This window comes from Amycolatopsis sp. lyj-112 (assembly GCF_046549055.1).
Lineage (GTDB): Bacteria > Actinomycetota > Actinomycetes > Mycobacteriales > Pseudonocardiaceae > Amycolatopsis.
In genome coordinates this window covers 97837-112168 of the sequence record NZ_JAJPWS010000006.1, presented here as the reverse complement: position 1 = coordinate 112168, position 14332 = coordinate 97837, and the positions used below count along the sequence as shown (strand labels likewise).

Here is a 14332-nt window from a genome sequence, read left to right as displayed (position 1 = left end):
TGGGAATTGGGGGTGAGTGCTGCCTGGCGGGCCGCTTACCGGCGTTCCGTGCGGTCGGCCTTCGCGACGGTGCCGTTCTACCGGGAGCGCTGGGCGCTCGACGGCAGAACGGATCCGGTGCTGGTGCCGGGTCGCACCGGGACGGACGCCGGCGCCGCGCCGCTGGCCGAGGCAGTGCACAAGATCGTCGACCTGGTCCCGCTCGCCGGTGGGGCACACCGGATCGAGCCGAACCGAGGCCTGGGTCCCGTGCTGCGTAAGGCACGTTTTCTCGAGCAAGGCGCACTGGTCGTCGTACTCGGTGACGAGGCGGTGCGTCCGCCGTCCGATCTGCCGCGCGGAGTCCGTTGCTGTGTGGTGGATCCCGACACCCCGGCGTCCGGTGTGGTCGCCGAACTGGCCGCCGCGCTCCGCCGTGGTCAACGGGTGCTCGCGGTCGGGGACGACAAGCAGCTCGCGGTTTTCGCCGCCGCACTGCCCGAAGACCGTGCGTATCGGGTCGAATCCGTACCGCGACGAGAACTGGACACAAGGGACACCGGACCGTACGGCGTCCTGCACGATCCGGCGTTGGGCTACCTGGGTGCGCTCGAATCCTGCGGCCGCTGGCATCTCGACTGGCCCCGTGTCTACGCGCGCTCGACCTCGGGTGGGCTCGCGTTCACTTTGCTGCGCCAGGATTCGCCGCGGTTCGTGGACGTGCTCCCGGCCGGCGGGGTCCGCGGGGAGATCGCGCCCTGTCCCCGGCACGGCACCCCGGTCGTGCTCAGGTGAAGATCCACTTCCACGATCCGCGCACCGATCCCGTTCCCGAGGGATGGCCGGAGTTCTTCCAGGCGGCGCGGCTGCATCCGGTGTGGGACTACGAGGTCATGGGTCTCGACGCCTGGATCGCGAGGAACCCGCCGGTACTGGTCACCGTCTCCGGCGACGCCGGGATCATCGCGGCGATGTCGGTCCTGGTGTGCCGCCCGCGGCTGCGTCACCGTTTCGCACCGACGCCGGGGCATCGGCTGCTGCGCCCGTTCTGGGCGGAAGTGTGCCAGCCGTGGCTCAGCGGCTATCCCGGCATCGTGTTCGCTCCGGGATTCCCCGCGGGCGAACGTCGTGCCGTGCTCCGGGAATTCGAACGCTCCCTGCGGCCGAGGCTCGGCCCCGGGCTGCTCGGTGTCCTGTACCGGGCGCTCGGGGAAGACCTCGCCCGGGATCTCCGCGGCCGCGGCAGGCTGGTGAAACTCGTCGACACGGTCGCGGTGCTGGACAACTGCTTCGGCTCGGAAGACGAGTGGATCGCTTCCCTGGGCAAGTCCCGGCGTGGCGGGCTGCGACGGCAGCGGCGCAGGCTGGCCGACGATCCGGACGTCGTGGTCAAAGGCGGTCCGGGACGCGACGACCTCGACAGCGCCGAGGTCGCGACGCTCCTCCAAGCGCACCGGGAACGGCACGGCGTCCTCGCGCTCGACACCCGCACGATGCCGACGGCGGCGTTCCTGCACAGGTTCCTGCGGCGGCCGGACGTGCACACGCTGACCTACACCGACGCCGGCGGCAGGCTGCTCGCGGTGAACACCCTGCTGGATCATCCGGACAGCCCGGTCAAACAGCATTGGGGCACTTTGCCGGAGAGCGAAGGCGGGAAGCAGGGGCTGCTCTTCGACTCCTACATCCGTGCCATGCGCTACGCCACCCGCCGCGGTGTCAAGGAACTCACGGCCGGACGAGGTCTGCCCGAACTCAAGGCGACGCTGGGATTCCGGGCGCGCCCGGTGTACTCCGCGGCCGTGCCGAGACCGGTACTGGGAGGGTGACGATGAGCGTGACCGAGGTGCCGGTGACCGCGTTCGAGGTCGAGGTGCTCGATCCGAGGAGCGCGGCCGAACCCGCGGGCTGGCGGGAATTCCTGCATCGGGCGAGGTTGTTGCCGGTCTGGGACTATGAGGTCCTGCGCCGGGAAGCCTGGCTGGCGAAGAACCCCGCGGTACTCGCGGTGCTCCGCAGAGGCGAGCAGGTCGTCGGCGCGTTCACCGTGATGGTGTGCCGGAGCTGGCGGGCGGACGACTTCGCGCCGCTGTCCGTCCTCGGTGGACGGTTCCGCCCGCGCTGGGCCGAGGCCTATCTCTGGCAGCTCAGCGGCTATCCCGCCGGGGTGCTCGACGAGCGGCTGGACGCCGTCGAGCGGAGGGAAGTGGTCCGCCGGTTCGAACGGGCACTGTGCGCTCACCTCGGCCCTGGGCTGCTGGGCGTGATCTACCGTGCGATGAACCCGGAACTCCTCCCGGCGTTGGCAGGCCGAGGCCGGATCTCCCGGAAGATCGACCCGGCCGCCGTGCTGCCCAACGACTATTCCACTGTGGACGACTGGGAACGGTCACTCGGCGACGAGATCCGGAAGACACTGCGCGACCTGCGCGAGGACGGGGACCTGCGCACCGAGGCGGCCCCCGCCCGCCAGGACCTGGACTGCCACGAACTCGCCGTCCTGCTCAACGCCCACCGCGCCAGGCAGGACGAACGGGCTTGGGCCGGGGGGCAGCGGTCGCGCTTCGGCGGGCTGCACATGGACACCCGGAGCCCGATCGCACCGTCCTACCTGGACGCACTCGTGCGTCGCCCGGACGTCATCACCCGTACCTACCGTGACGGATCCGGGCGGCTGCTGGGATTCGGCACGCTGTTCGATTCCTTCGGCGAATGCGTGCTGCACCAGTGGGCCGCGCTGCCGAGTGCGGGCGGTGGGCGGAAAAGCCTCTATGTCGACTTCTACGCCAGGGGAGTGGAGCACATGATCACGCACGGGCGCCGCGAACTGACGGCCGGCCGGGCGATGCTGGAGAACAAGACCGCGCTCGGCTTCGGCACCAGGTCCCTGGTCTCGGTCGCCGTGCCGAGACCGGTGCTGGGCCGATGACCTGGGAAGTGCGGGTGCTCGACCCGCGAACCGATGCCGAACCCGAGGGCTGGGCCGCGTTCCTCGCCGCCCAGCAGGCGCCGGTCCCGTGGGACTACGGGTTGCTCCGGGTGGAATCGCGGTTCTCCCGCAGCCCCAACGTCCTGACCGTGATCAGTGACGGGGGAGAGATCGTCGCCGCGGTGCTGGCGATGCTGTGCGCACCGGTGTCCCCGGACGGGCCCGGCGCGGTGCGCGGTGTCGCGCGGCTGGGACCGCGCTGGGTCGAGGTGCAGCATGCGTGGCTTTCCGGATATCCGCCGTGGTTGTTCGCGGACGAGGTCGACGCCGCCGCCCGACGGGAGATCATGCGCCGGTTCGAGCGGGCCGTCTGCCGCTTCACCGGTCCCGGCTGCCTCGGCGTCGTTTACCGCACTGTAGAGCCGGAATCGATCCACATGCTGTCCGGGCGGGGACGGCCCGTTCTCGACACGCAGCCGACATCGGTGCTGGAGAACAGGTTCGTCGATGTCGAAGGATGGCTGGCGTCCTTGCGCCGCAGCAGGCGGCTGAGCCTGCGCGGGCAGGTGAAGAAGGTCGCCGCGGACCCGGGAGTGGTCGTTCGCACCGAAGCCGCCCGCACCGACCTCGACGCACTGGAGCTGGCCACGCTGCTGCGGGTGCACCGCGAGCGGATGGGGCCGGTGAAGTTCGACCGGCGTGGTCCGGTCACCGCCGAGTACCTTGCCGAACTCGTGCGCAGGCCGGACGTGATCACCTCGACCTACCACGACGCCGACGGCAGACTGCTCGCGTTCGGCACCGTGCTCGATCACCCGGTGGCGGCACTGCACCAGCATTGGGCCGCGGTGGCGCCGGAAGAGGGACGGCCGAAGCATCTCTACTTCGAGACTGTCGTCCGTAACGTGCGCTACATGATCGAGGGCAACCGGAAGTCCCTCTCGATGGGGCGGGGGCTGACCGACCTGAAGGCGACGCTCGGTTTCCAGCCGGTCCCGCTGCTCGGGGTCATCGTGCCGAGGCCGGTGACCCGATGGTGATCGAGGTGCTGGACCCCCGGCGCGATCCGGAGCCCGCGTACTGGAAACCGTTGCGGGCCAAAGCCGGTCTGCGCGCGGACTGGAGCTGGGAGGTGCTCACCACCCAGGCGTGGGCGGCGCGCACCCCGCAGCCGGTCACGGTTCTGCTCGAGGACGGGGAGCCGCGTGGCGTGGTCAGCTCCGCGTGGGTCACCGGACTGACGCGGCGGCACCGGTTCGCCCGCCCGGGGAGGCGTGGCTGGTTAGGTGGGCTCGACGTCCGTGCCCCCGGTTCGTCCTCGATGCCGGGCTGGTGGTTCGACGACGAGGACGGTGACGGTGGCGTCGGCAGGTTGCTGGACCAGTTCGTCCCCGCCATGCGCGAGGAACTCGGCTTCGGCCTGCGCGGACTGCTGGTGCGCCAGATCGGTGAGTCCGGAGTGGACAGTGTCCGCGGCGGGCTGAAGACGGTGCGCCGGACCGAGGACCTCGCCGTCCTCGACGTCACGCCGTTCTCGAGCCGGGACGACTGGGTGAACTCACTGGCCAAGAAACGGAAATACAACCTGCGCAAGATCTTCCGCACCTTCGAGGCCGATCCTTCGATCGAGGCGCGGGTCGTGCCCGGTATCGACGCCGATCCGGTCGAGATCGCGGAATTGTTGCGGCACAACGAATCCAAACACCACGATGTGCCGATCGTGCCGCTTCCGGCGTTCGTGGGCTACTGGAGTGCCCTTCTGCGGCAGCCCGACGTGCACCTCATCACCTACCGCGAGACCGCCACCGGCCGGGCGATCGCCATCACGACCCTTCTCGATCACCCGACCCTGCCGATCGTCCGCAACTGGGCGGCGCTCCCGCCGGAGCTGGGCGGACGTACCAACCTGTATTTCCACTTCTACGGCGAAGTGGTGCGTTGGGCGTTGGAGACCGGGCGGCCTCGGGTGATGTTCGGCAAGAAGATGGCGGAGACGAAGGTGTCCCTGGGGGCGCGGCTGGTGCCGCAATACGCGGCCGCGGTCGCTCTGCTCTGAAGTAAGCCGCAGCACTGTGTGGATTTTGGGACGTCAGATGATGCTGTTGGCGAATTCGTGGCCACGCGAAAGGATCCCCCTGGTTGTCGCGTGATCTTAGGGAGGACACGCGTGACTGGAGGGAGATCACGCGTGTCCAGCCGGAGAACTTGCGTGAATGGACGCGGAACACGCGGTGGAACTTGCGACGCGAGACTAACGACTCGCGACACTAGGTTTTCAGCTGTGCCAGACCGGTCAGGAACAGGTCGATGGCGAACTCGAAGCGTTCCTGCGCGGTCTCTTCGTTGAAGAACTCGCCCGAGGCCAGCAGGTTCGGGAAGGTGCCCGGCGGGAACGACGTCATGTATTCGACCATCTGCTTGCCGCGCTTCTCCTGCTCGGCCAGGTCGATGTCGCCGTGCTGCCAGCCGGCGCCCTCATAGGCGAAAGCCTTGGCGTAGAGCCATAACGCGTCGGCGGCGAAGAGTGCCCGCTTCTGGTCCAGACCGCCCGCCCGCAGCACCGCGAGCATCCCCTCCGCCTGGTTCAGCGCGTTCGCGCCGACCGGAACAGGGATGCCCCAAGCGATCTTCGCGATGCCAGGGACCGCAGTCAGCGCGCGCACGTTCCCGCGCAGCAGTTCCTTCGCCTGCTCCACCCACCGGTCCGGGTCCGGTTCGGGGACCGGGCTGAAGTCCAGCACGTGGTCGACCATCAGCTCGTGGAGCTCTTCCTTGTTCGCGACATGGGCGTAGAGCGACGCCGGGCCGGTCTCCAGCGCCTGAGCCACCCGCCGCATGCTCACCGCCTCCAGTCCCTCGGCGGCGAGGAGGTCCAGTGCCGTCTTCACCACGAGCTCCTGGGACAGCACGGGTTTCTCGGCGCGACGCCGGGGCCTGCTCACTGGTTCGCCTCCTGATCCGGGATTCGAGCGCACTCTACTTGACGCGAACGCCGTTCGCCTGTAGAACGGTGTTCGTCAAACGAACACCGTTCGTCTAGCTGGAGGAAGTCATGAGCATCGAACGCCAGAACGAGGTCCTGTCCGTGCTGAGCCGCCTCACCGACGCGTGGAACGACGGCGATGCCGCCGCCTACGCGCGGCTGTTCACCGAGGACGCCGACTACGTGACGTTCTTCGGGATGAACATGCCGGGCCGCGTGGTCATCGAAAATGCCCACCGAGCCCTGTTCGAAGGCCCGCTGAAGGGGTCGAAGCTGGTGGGCGGCGGGAGCGAGCCCAAAGTCCGGTTCGTCCGGCCGGATGTCGCGATCGTGGTGATCGGCGGCGGCTCCTCGCTGAACGGTGACCAGCCCGAACCGGGCCGGACGTCGACGCTGACCTACGTGCTCGTCGAGGAATCCGGTGGCTGGCGCGTCGCGTCGTTCCAGAACACCCGGGTGAGCGATCCGGCCGCGGCGTGAAACCGATGGTCGAGGTGTCCGGCGTGGTCCCCGCGCCGGCCGCCGAGGTCTTCGCCCGGCTCGCGGCGAGTCTGGAAGCGCAGCAGTACAACCCCGGCTTCGAGGTCGACCCGGAGCGGCGCATGGTCGCCCAACAGGGTGGCTGGTGGTATCGCGGCGAATACCTCGTCGAGGATGATCAAGGGGGAGCCCGGGTGATCCACCGGGTGTACAACGTCGCTTCCCGTGGACGCTGGGCCGTACCGCTGGCCAACCGGTTCTTCATCGGGTTCCCGGCGAAGGTCCAGGAGGCCTTTGATCGGATGATGGGAGACCTCCACCGGTCAACCGGCGAGAGGCGTAGGCTCGATTAGGTTCACCTAACTTAGACTTTTCGAGAGGAGCCGCGGATGGCCGAGGCGCGAAAGGCGGCGTCGGCGACCCGGTTGCGGGTGCTGCGCACCGAGCGGATCACCCCGCATATGGTCCGCATCGTCGCAGGCGGCGAGGAGATCGCCTCGTTCCAGCCCAACGGATTCACCGACGCCTACGTGAAGGTGCACTTCCGGGTGCCCGGCGTCGCCTATCCGGAGCCCTTCGATCTGGCGCAGGTCCGCGAAGAACTGCCGCGCGAGCAGTGGCCGCGGATGCGTTCCTACACCGTCCGCGCTTTCGACCGGCATCTCGGCGAACTCGTGCTCGACTTCGTCCACCACGGTGACGAGGGCATCGCCGGTCCGTGGGCCGCATCCGCGAAACCGGGCGACGAGGTGCTGATCTCCGGTCCTGGCGGGGCGTACGCGCCGGGCGAAGAGGCCGACTGGCATCTGCTCGCCGGGGACGAGAGCGCCTTGCCGGCGATCGCCGCCTCGCTCGAGGCGATGCCGGCGGGGGTTCCCGCGCACGCGGTCATCCTCGTCGAGGACGCCGCCGAGGAGCAGACGCTGACCACCAAGGCCGAAGCGCGGATCACCTGGCTGCACCGCAGCCGGGGTGACGACCTGGCGGCCGCAGTCCGCGCGCTCGACTGGCACGACGGCGTCGTCCAGGCCTTCGTGCACGGTGAAGCCGCGTTCGTCCGCGACCTGCGACGTTATCTGCTCGACGAGCGGGGGATGCGGCGCGATCTGCTTTCCATCTCCGGATACTGGCGCGCCGGGAAGTCCGACGAGGCTTGGCGAGAAGAGAAAAGGGCCGAGCGGAACGCGTAGCCTCGGGCTCATGATCGAGCTGAAGGTGGACGTCGACCCGGCCGAAGTGGGATTCGACGCGGAACGGCTGCGACGGATCGATCGGCATTTCGACCGCTATCTGGAGAAGAACCTGCTCCCCGGGTATCTGGCCGTGGTGACCAGGAACGGGAAGGTCGCGCACGTCGCGGCGAACGGGCAGCGGGACATCGAGGCCGGGCTGCCGGTGGAGACCGACACGATCTGGCGCATCTTCTCGATGACGAAGCCGGTCACCTCGGTCGCCGCGATGATGCTCGTCGAAGAGGGGCTCATCGACCTCAACGATCCGATCGCCCGCTGGCTGCCCGAGTTCGCCGAGCCCCGCGTCTTCACCGGGGGCTCGTTCGTCCGGATGGCGACCGAGGCCGCGACGGAGCCGATCCGGCTCTGGCATCTGCTCAGTCACACCGCGGGCCTGACCTACGGTTTCCACCGCACGCACCCGGTCGACGCGGTCTACCGCGAGGCCGGGTTCGACTGGAGCACGCCGCCGGGCCTCGACCTCGCGAGTGTCTCCGAGGCGGTCGCGCGGCAGCCGCTGTTGTTCCAGCCCGGGACGGAATGGAACTACTCGGTCGCGACGGACGTCCTCGGCAGGCTCGTCGAGGTCGTGTCCGGTCAGTCGCTGGACACCTTCTTCGCCGAACGCATCTTCACTCCGCTCGGCATGAACGAAACCGGTTTCCAGGCAGGCTCCGACGTCCTCGACAGGCTCGCCGCGCTGTATGTCCCCCATCCTCGGACGAAGGCGCCGTTGCGGCACGACGAGATGGGCAGCGTCGGCCGCGTGGTGCCGTCGTGCTTCTCGGGTGGCGGGGGCTTGGTCTCGACGGCGGGCGACTATCACCGGTTCACCCAGATGCTGCTCCGCGGCGGCGAACTCGACGGCGTCCGGCTGCTGAGCCCGCGCACGGTGCAGCTCATGGCGAGCAACCACCTGCCGGGTGGTGTGGACCTGGAGGAGTACGGGCGGGGCTCGTTCTCCGAGGCGCCGTACCACGGCTTCGGCTTCGGGCTGGGCTTTTCCGTGCTGCAGGACCCGGTCAAGGCGAAAACTCCGGCCAGCGAGGGAGAATTCGCCTGGGGCGGCGCGGCGAGCACCGCGTTCTGGGTCGATCCGGACGAGGACATCACGGTGCTGTTCTTCACGCAGTTGCTGCCGTCGTCGTCTTATCCGATCCGCGTCGAACTGCGCCAACTGGTCTACCAAGCGCTCGTCGGCTGACGCCCCTTGGGGCAGCTCATCAGGCGATTCCTTTGCCCCGCAGCGAAAATCCGGCGAGACTGAACCGTCGGGAAAGCTCGGGGGAAGGGGAATCCATGCGTCGCATCGTGGTGGCCGGGGCCGGTCAGGCCGGACTGGTCCTGGCGCTGGGACTGCAGAAGCGCGGATACGCCGTCACCGTGGTCACCGACCGCGACGCCGGGACGATCCGCGCGGGCAGGCTCATCTCGAACCAATGCGTGTTCGAACCCGCGCTGCGGCGGGAACGCGCGCTGGGCATCAACTTCTGGGACGGCCACGCGCCCCGGATCCTCGGCGCTTCGTTCGGTCTCGCCGGGGATTCGGCGGAACCCGCGATCTCGTGGGAGGCGAGGTTCGACCATCCCGCGCAGTCGGTCGATCAGCGCGTCAAGGTCTCCGACTGGCTGACCGCGTTCGCCGAGCGCGGGGGAGAGGTGCGGATCGGCAAGGTCACGCCCGAACTGCTCGACGGCTATGCCCGCGAGTTCGACCTGGTGCTCGTCGCCGCCGGCCGCGGTCCGCAGTTCGACAGCCTGTTCCCGCGCGACGACCGGCACTCGCGGTATCGCGAGCCGCAGCGGACCATCGGGATCACGTACCTGGTCTCCGGTCGGGACGAGCCGCTTCCGGTCTACCCGGGCCTGACGTTCGGGCTCTCCCCGGCCGGTGAACTGTTCGGGCTGCCGATCCAGTCCGTACGCGGCCCCGTCTTCGGTCTCGGGTTCTTCGGCGTGCCGGGCGGCTCCTTGGACGTCTGGGACGACGTCACCGATCCCGGCGAGCATTTCGAACTCGCCATGACGTTGCTCCGCAAGCAGTTCCCCTGGGTCGCGGAATCCCTCGCCGATGCCCGGCCGAGCGGGCCGCTGGACGTCCTGCGCGGCCGGGTCCTGCCGATCGTGCGCGAACCGGTCGGGACACTGCCGTCGGGAGCGAAGGTGCTGGCGATGGGGGACGCCGCGGTGACGAACGACCCGGTCGCCGGGCAGGGCGCGAATATGGCGGCTCACGCGGCCGCGGTCTACGAGCAGAGCATCCTCGACCACGGCGACCGGCCGTTCGACGAGGAGTTCCAGCGCCGTACTTTCGCGGAATACTGGGAAAAGGCACAGCACGCGACCCGGCTGAGCAACGATTTCCTCGCGCCGCCGCCGGATCACGTACTGGCCACTTTGGAAGCCGCGCAAACGGTGCCCGAGGTGGCGCACCGGTTCGCGCATATCTTCGAGAATCCCGCCGACTACGCCGCGTGGCTCACCGACGAGAAGGTTTCACTGGACTACCTGGCGTCGAAGGGTTCGTGATCGGGGGCGCAGACGGTGTCGCGCGCCGGAAGACGTCCGTAGGTCAGGTAGCCGTCCAGCGCCGCGTTGACGCAGGCACTGCGGTTCGCGGCGCCGTGCCCCCACGCGTCCAGCGTCAGGAGGCGGGCATTACCGAGGATGCGCTCTGTCCGCTTCGCTCCGGCGTACGGCGTCTCGGGATCGCCCTTACCGTTGGCCAGCAACAGGATCGGTGCGGTCGGGCGGTTCCACGGCCCGGCGTAGCGCGCCGAGCCGGAGGCAGGCCAGAAGGCACACGGCAGGGAAAGGTAGGTGTCATAGGAACCGAAGCCGCGTCCTTCCCGGTCGGCTTCGCGCGCGGCCTTCGACCAGGCGGCCGGATCGCGCGGGTTCGTCGTGTCGGCGCACAGGGTTCCGCCGCCGCCCAGTGCGGAGTCGTACGGTGTCACGATGGCCTTTGAGGACACTGTCGCCGGTTTCGCCGCGGCCTGAAGGAACTCCGCCAGTGCGGGGGAGTTGGCTTCGTCGGTCAGCGCGTTGTGCGTGCGCCGGATGACGTCCTGGTAGGTGATCGCGCCCGGCGAGGCTTCGAGCCGGTCGAGGATGGCGTCGTACTTGGCCCGCAGATCCGTGCCGGGTTCACGGAACACGCACCGGACGTCGGCGGCGCACGTGTCGAGGAATGCCTGCAGGGCGCGATCCGCGTCCCGGAAGCTGCCGAGCCTGGTGCTGAACGGGACGTTCGCGTCCTCCGGACGGTAACCCGTGGACCAGGCGATGGGATCGTCGACGGCGTCGAGTGCCAAGGCGCCGACGCGGTGCGGGAACAAATTGGCGTACGTCTCGCCGAGGTACGTGCCGTACGAAAGGCCGTAGTACCGCAGGCGGGGCTCGCCGGCGGCCTCGCGGAGCCGGTCGAGATCGCGGGCGACGTTCGCGGTCGGCAAGTGCTCCAGCAGAGGTCCGGCGTTGCGGCCGCAGGAAGCGGCGACCTCGCGGACGTCGGCGACGTGTCGTGTCTCCTGCTCGGCGGTGATCGGGAACTGGCCGAGGATTCGCTTGAGCGGTTCGATTTCCGCGTCGTTCGCGAAGCAGCGGACCGGAGTGCTGGCCCCGACCCCACGCGGGTCGAAGCCGACGATGTCGAACTGCTGGTGCAGTGAAGGGGTCTGGAACTTGGTGAAGCGGCCCGGGTTTCCGGGGCCGCCCGGGTTGGTGAAGATCGTGCCGCGCTTGTGTTTCCGGTCCGCCGCGGGGAGACGGCCGAGCGCGATGGTGAGCTTCGGTCCCCGTGGATCCTGATACGACAAGGGGACCTCGAGTTCGGCGCAGTCGTAGCCGGGTGGTGATCCTTCCGGACAGGGACCCCAGGCGATGCCCTTCGGCGCGGCCGAGACCGCGGGCGCGATCGTGACGGCGGCGAGAGCGGTGAGGGTGATCAAAGCAGCGGTGCGGACTCTGATGGTGTTCACCCGGTCCAGCGTTCCGTCTCGCGATCACGCGGTCCCTGGTGCGCGTACCCGGAACGATGGTGGGGCACGCCCCTCCATGTTCAACATATAGCGCACCCGGGGGCTTGCGGCAAGACCCCGGTGATGCCGCAGAATCCTCCGCCGTAGCCAAAAACAGGGAAACAGGGGTGACGATTTGTCGGACGTCGACGTGATCATCGTGGGTGCGGGCCCGACCGGGCTGATGCTGGCCGGGGAACTTCGCCTGGCCGGTGTGCGACCGCTGGTCCTGGAACGGCGGCCGGAACAGGGAAAGACGCCGAAGGCCCACGGCCTCAGCGGGCAGATCCTGGACCTGCTGAGTTACCGGGGCCTGCTGGAGCGGGTGCAGGAGGCCGTCACGGACCCCGTCCCCGTCGACCGGTTCCCGTTCGGCGGGGTGCACGTGGACCTCACCCGGTTCGACGAGCCGCCGCTGAAGGCGGTGCCGCTGCGCCAGCCGCTGCTGGAGCGCCTGCTGGAGGACCACGCCGTCGAACTCGGCGCGGAACTGCGCCGCGGGCACGAGGTCGTCGGGCTGACCCAGGACGCCACCTCCGTGACGGCTCAGGTTCGCGGGCCGGACGGGACCTACGAGGTGACCGCGCCGTACCTGGTGGGCTGCGACGGCGGCCGCAGCCCGATCCGCGGGCTGGCCGGGATCGGGTTCCCCGGCACCACCTATCCCGAGGTCAACCGGATCGGGCAGGTCAGTGTCCCGGACGGGCTGACCGTGCACGAGAACGGCGACATCGAGACCCCCGAGCTGGGCCGGGTCAAAGCGGGCTTCACGCGCACGGACGGCGGGGTGTTCGCCCTCGGCTCGCTGACCCCCGGGATCCTGTTCATCCAGACCACCGAAGAGGATCCCGGCGAGGTCGACGACGACGTGCCGATGACCCTGACCGAACTCGGCGACAGCATCCGCCGTGTGCTCGGCGGGGACGTCCCGCTGGGCGACCCGGTCCGGCTTTCGCGCTACCAGTTCTCCGCCCGGCAGGCCGAGCGCTACCGGGACGGACGTGTCCTGCTGGCGGGTGACGCGGCCCATCTGCTGCCGTCCACGGGCACGGCGATCAACGTCGGGATGTCCGACGCGGTGAACCTCGCCTGGAAGCTCGCGGCCGATCTCCAGGGTCGGGCGCCGGAGGGACTTCTGGACACCTACCACGGCGAACGCCACGCCGCGGGGGCCCGCGCGTTGCTGCAGTCCCAGGCTCAGGTCGCGCTGCGACGAGGGCAAGACCCGGCCGCCGAGGCGCTGCGGGCGGTGTTCGAGGAACTGCTCGGCGACGAGCAGCCCGCGAAACGGCTGGCCGCCCACATCGCCGGGACGGACCTCCGCTATCCGATGCCCGGCGGCGGTGACCACGCTCTGACCGGCACCTTCGTTCCGGACTTCGCGTTGGAGACCGATCAGGGCACGACGAGTGTCGGGGAACTGCTGCGCCTCGCGCGGCCGGTGCTGCTCGACCTCGCCGACCGTCCCGAACTGCGGGAACTCGCGCAAGGAGGTCTCGTCGACGTCCATCTCGCCAAGGCCAAGGCCGAGGACCGGCCCGCCGACGTCCTCCTGATCCGTCCGGACGGGTACATCGCCTTCGCGGCGAGCGCCGAAGACACCGCCGCGGACGGTCTGCGAGAAGCCCTTTCCGCCTGGTTCGGCGGCTGACCTGACGCGTTTCGTCCTCTCCTTGCGGTAGTTGCGTGTGCATGGACCGCAAGGAGAGGACGAAACGCTACTTGCCGATGACTTCGGACCCGTACCGCTTCAGCGTTTCCTCCCGCTGATCGTGCATCAGGTAGAGCGCGAACTGGTCCACGCCCAGCGAAGCCAGTTCCGCCAGCCGGTCCACATGCGCCGACGACGGCCCCACGAGGCAGAACCGGTCCACGATCTCGTCCGGCACGAAGTCGGTCGACGGATTCCCCGCCCGCCCGTGGTGCGAGTAGTCGTAACCCTGCCGCTCACGGATGTAATCGGTCAGTTCGTGCGGCACCGGCCCGGAATCGCCGTACCGCGACACGAGATCCGCGACATGGTTGCCGACCATCCCGCCGAACCAGCGCAGCTGTTCCCGTTGGTGCGCCAGGTCGTCGCCGACGTAGGCCGGGGCCGCGAGACAGATCGTGATCCCGCCCGGATCCCGGCCCGCCGCCCGGGCCGCCTCGCGGACCGCGCCGATGGTCCACCGGGCGATCGCCGGATCCGCGCACTGCAGGATGAAGCCGTCGGCGTGCTCACCGACCGTCTTCAGGGCCTTGGGCCCGTACCCGGCCATCCACATTTCGAGCCGCCCGTTGCGGATCCACGGGATCTGGACGGGCTTGTCCCGCAACAGGACTTCCCGGCCCTCGGCCAGTTCCTTGACCACGTGCATGCAGTCGCGCACGGTGGCCAAAGTGGACGGTGCCATGCCGACGACCCGGTGCGCCGAATCGCCCCGGCCGATCCCGCACACCGTCCGGTTGCCGTACATGTCGTTGAGCGTGGCGAAGGTCGACGCCATCACCGACCAGTCCCGGGTGGCCGGGCTGGTCACCATCGGGCCCACGATCATCGACGACGTCGCGGCGAGGATCTGCGAGTAGATGACGAACGGTTCCTGCCACAGCACGCACGAATCGAACGTCCAGCCGTAGCGGAAACCCTGGTCCTCGGCGGCCTTCATCAGCCGCACGAGGTCGCGCGCGGGCGGGTCGGTCTGGAGAACTATCCCGAAATCCACGG

Annotated in this window: 14 protein-coding genes; 11 read left to right on the top strand and 3 right to left on the bottom strand. The window is 69.1% G+C overall.

Going from position 1 to position 14332, the window contains the following annotated elements; all coding sequences use genetic code 11:
- The first annotated feature begins 48 nt into the window (after positions 1 to 48).
- Genes ACLJRL_RS21680 through ACLJRL_RS21660 form a run of 5 tightly spaced genes read left to right on the top strand, consistent with a single transcriptional unit; the run spans position 49 to position 4964 of the window.
- Positions 49 to 774: a hypothetical protein gene (locus tag ACLJRL_RS21680; protein WP_410658291.1), complete on the top strand. Its 726-nt coding sequence runs from the start codon at positions 49 to 51 to the stop codon at positions 772 to 774.
- Positions 771 to 1808 carry a GNAT family N-acetyltransferase gene (locus ACLJRL_RS21675; protein ID WP_410658062.1) on the top strand — a complete coding sequence of 346 codons (1038 nt, stop codon included), beginning with the start codon at positions 771 to 773 and terminating at the stop codon, positions 1806 to 1808. The genes ACLJRL_RS21680 and ACLJRL_RS21675 overlap by 4 nt, the downstream gene beginning before the upstream one ends.
- Positions 1809 to 1810: 2 nt before the next feature.
- Positions 1811 to 2908 carry a hypothetical protein gene (locus ACLJRL_RS21670; RefSeq protein WP_410658061.1) on the top strand — a complete coding sequence of 366 codons (1098 nt, stop codon included), beginning with the start codon at positions 1811 to 1813 and terminating at the stop codon, positions 2906 to 2908.
- The gene (locus tag ACLJRL_RS21665; RefSeq protein ID WP_410658060.1) at positions 2905 to 3948 is read left to right on the top strand and encodes a GNAT family N-acetyltransferase; all 1044 of its coding nucleotides are present in this window, start codon (positions 2905 to 2907) and stop codon (positions 3946 to 3948) included. The genes ACLJRL_RS21670 and ACLJRL_RS21665 overlap by 4 nt, the downstream gene beginning before the upstream one ends.
- Complete coding sequence (locus tag ACLJRL_RS21660; RefSeq protein ID WP_410658059.1) at positions 3942 to 4964, top strand: GNAT family N-acetyltransferase; 1023 nt, start codon at positions 3942 to 3944, stop codon at positions 4962 to 4964. Before ACLJRL_RS21665 ends, ACLJRL_RS21660 begins: the two co-directional genes overlap by 7 nt.
- Positions 4965 to 5175: 211 nt before the next feature.
- Here ACLJRL_RS21660 and ACLJRL_RS21655 read toward each other — a convergent pair whose 3' ends face one another.
- Positions 5176 to 5850: a TetR/AcrR family transcriptional regulator gene (locus ACLJRL_RS21655; RefSeq protein ID WP_410658058.1), complete on the bottom strand. Its 675-nt coding sequence runs from the start codon at positions 5848 to 5850 to the stop codon at positions 5176 to 5178.
- Between the two features lie 110 nt (positions 5851 to 5960).
- Here ACLJRL_RS21655 and ACLJRL_RS21650 point away from each other — a divergent pair, with 110 nt between their 5' ends.
- The 5 genes from ACLJRL_RS21650 (at position 5961) to ACLJRL_RS21630 (ending at position 10132) form a co-directional block, all read left to right on the top strand.
- Positions 5961 to 6371, top strand: a complete 411-nt coding sequence (locus ACLJRL_RS21650) for an SgcJ/EcaC family oxidoreductase (RefSeq protein ID WP_410658057.1) — start codon at positions 5961 to 5963, stop codon at positions 6369 to 6371.
- Positions 6372 to 6376: 5 nt separating this feature from the next.
- Positions 6377 to 6724 carry a hypothetical protein gene (locus tag ACLJRL_RS21645; protein ID WP_410658056.1) on the top strand — a complete coding sequence of 116 codons (348 nt, stop codon included), beginning with the start codon at positions 6377 to 6379 and terminating at the stop codon, positions 6722 to 6724.
- A 36-nt stretch (positions 6725 to 6760) separates the two neighbouring features.
- A complete protein-coding gene (locus ACLJRL_RS21640; protein WP_410658055.1) occupies positions 6761 to 7561 on the top strand; it encodes a siderophore-interacting protein in 801 nt (266 codons plus the stop codon).
- Between the two features lie 10 nt (positions 7562 to 7571).
- Entirely contained in the window at positions 7572 to 8807 is a 1236-nt protein-coding gene (locus tag ACLJRL_RS21635; protein ID WP_410658054.1) for a serine hydrolase domain-containing protein, read from the top strand.
- A gap of 95 nt (positions 8808 to 8902) precedes the next feature.
- Positions 8903 to 10132, top strand: coding sequence for a styrene monooxygenase/indole monooxygenase family protein (locus tag ACLJRL_RS21630; RefSeq protein ID WP_410658053.1), 1230 nt, complete (start codon positions 8903 to 8905; stop codon positions 10130 to 10132).
- Here ACLJRL_RS21630 and ACLJRL_RS21625 read toward each other — a convergent pair.
- A complete protein-coding gene (locus ACLJRL_RS21625; RefSeq protein ID WP_410658052.1) occupies positions 10108 to 11583 on the bottom strand; it encodes an alpha/beta hydrolase in 1476 nt (491 codons plus the stop codon). The genes ACLJRL_RS21630 and ACLJRL_RS21625 overlap by 25 nt on opposite strands.
- Positions 11584 to 11758: 175 nt before the next feature.
- On the opposite strand from ACLJRL_RS21625, the gene ACLJRL_RS21620 reads away from it, so the two are divergent.
- Positions 11759 to 13273, top strand: a complete 1515-nt coding sequence (locus ACLJRL_RS21620) for an FAD-dependent monooxygenase (protein WP_410658051.1) — start codon at positions 11759 to 11761, stop codon at positions 13271 to 13273.
- Between the two features lie 67 nt (positions 13274 to 13340).
- On the opposite strand, the gene ACLJRL_RS21615 is transcribed toward ACLJRL_RS21620, so the two are convergent.
- Positions 13341 to 14330, bottom strand: a complete 990-nt coding sequence (locus ACLJRL_RS21615) for a TIGR03842 family LLM class F420-dependent oxidoreductase (RefSeq protein WP_410658050.1) — start codon at positions 14328 to 14330, stop codon at positions 13341 to 13343.
- Positions 14331 to 14332: the final 2 nt, after the last annotated feature.

Excerpts from the sequence above, each read along its gene's own strand:
- ACLJRL_RS21670 (WP_410658061.1), top strand. The coding sequence starts at position 1,811 with ATGAGCGTGACCGAGGTGCCGGTGACCGCGTTCGAGGTCGAGGTGCTC.
- ACLJRL_RS21665 (WP_410658060.1), top strand. The coding sequence starts at position 2,905 with ATGACCTGGGAAGTGCGGGTGCTCGACCCGCGAACCGATGCCGAACCC.
- ACLJRL_RS21660 (WP_410658059.1), top strand. The coding sequence starts at position 3,942 with ATGGTGATCGAGGTGCTGGACCCCCGGCGCGATCCGGAGCCCGCGTAC.
- ACLJRL_RS21650 (WP_410658057.1), top strand. The coding sequence starts at position 5,961 with ATGAGCATCGAACGCCAGAACGAGGTCCTGTCCGTGCTGAGCCGCCTC.
- ACLJRL_RS21645 (WP_410658056.1), top strand. The coding sequence starts at position 6,377 with ATGGTCGAGGTGTCCGGCGTGGTCCCCGCGCCGGCCGCCGAGGTCTTC.
- ACLJRL_RS21640 (WP_410658055.1), top strand. The coding sequence starts at position 6,761 with ATGGCCGAGGCGCGAAAGGCGGCGTCGGCGACCCGGTTGCGGGTGCTG.
- ACLJRL_RS21635 (WP_410658054.1), top strand. The coding sequence starts at position 7,572 with ATGATCGAGCTGAAGGTGGACGTCGACCCGGCCGAAGTGGGATTCGAC.
- ACLJRL_RS21630 (WP_410658053.1), top strand. The coding sequence starts at position 8,903 with ATGCGTCGCATCGTGGTGGCCGGGGCCGGTCAGGCCGGACTGGTCCTG.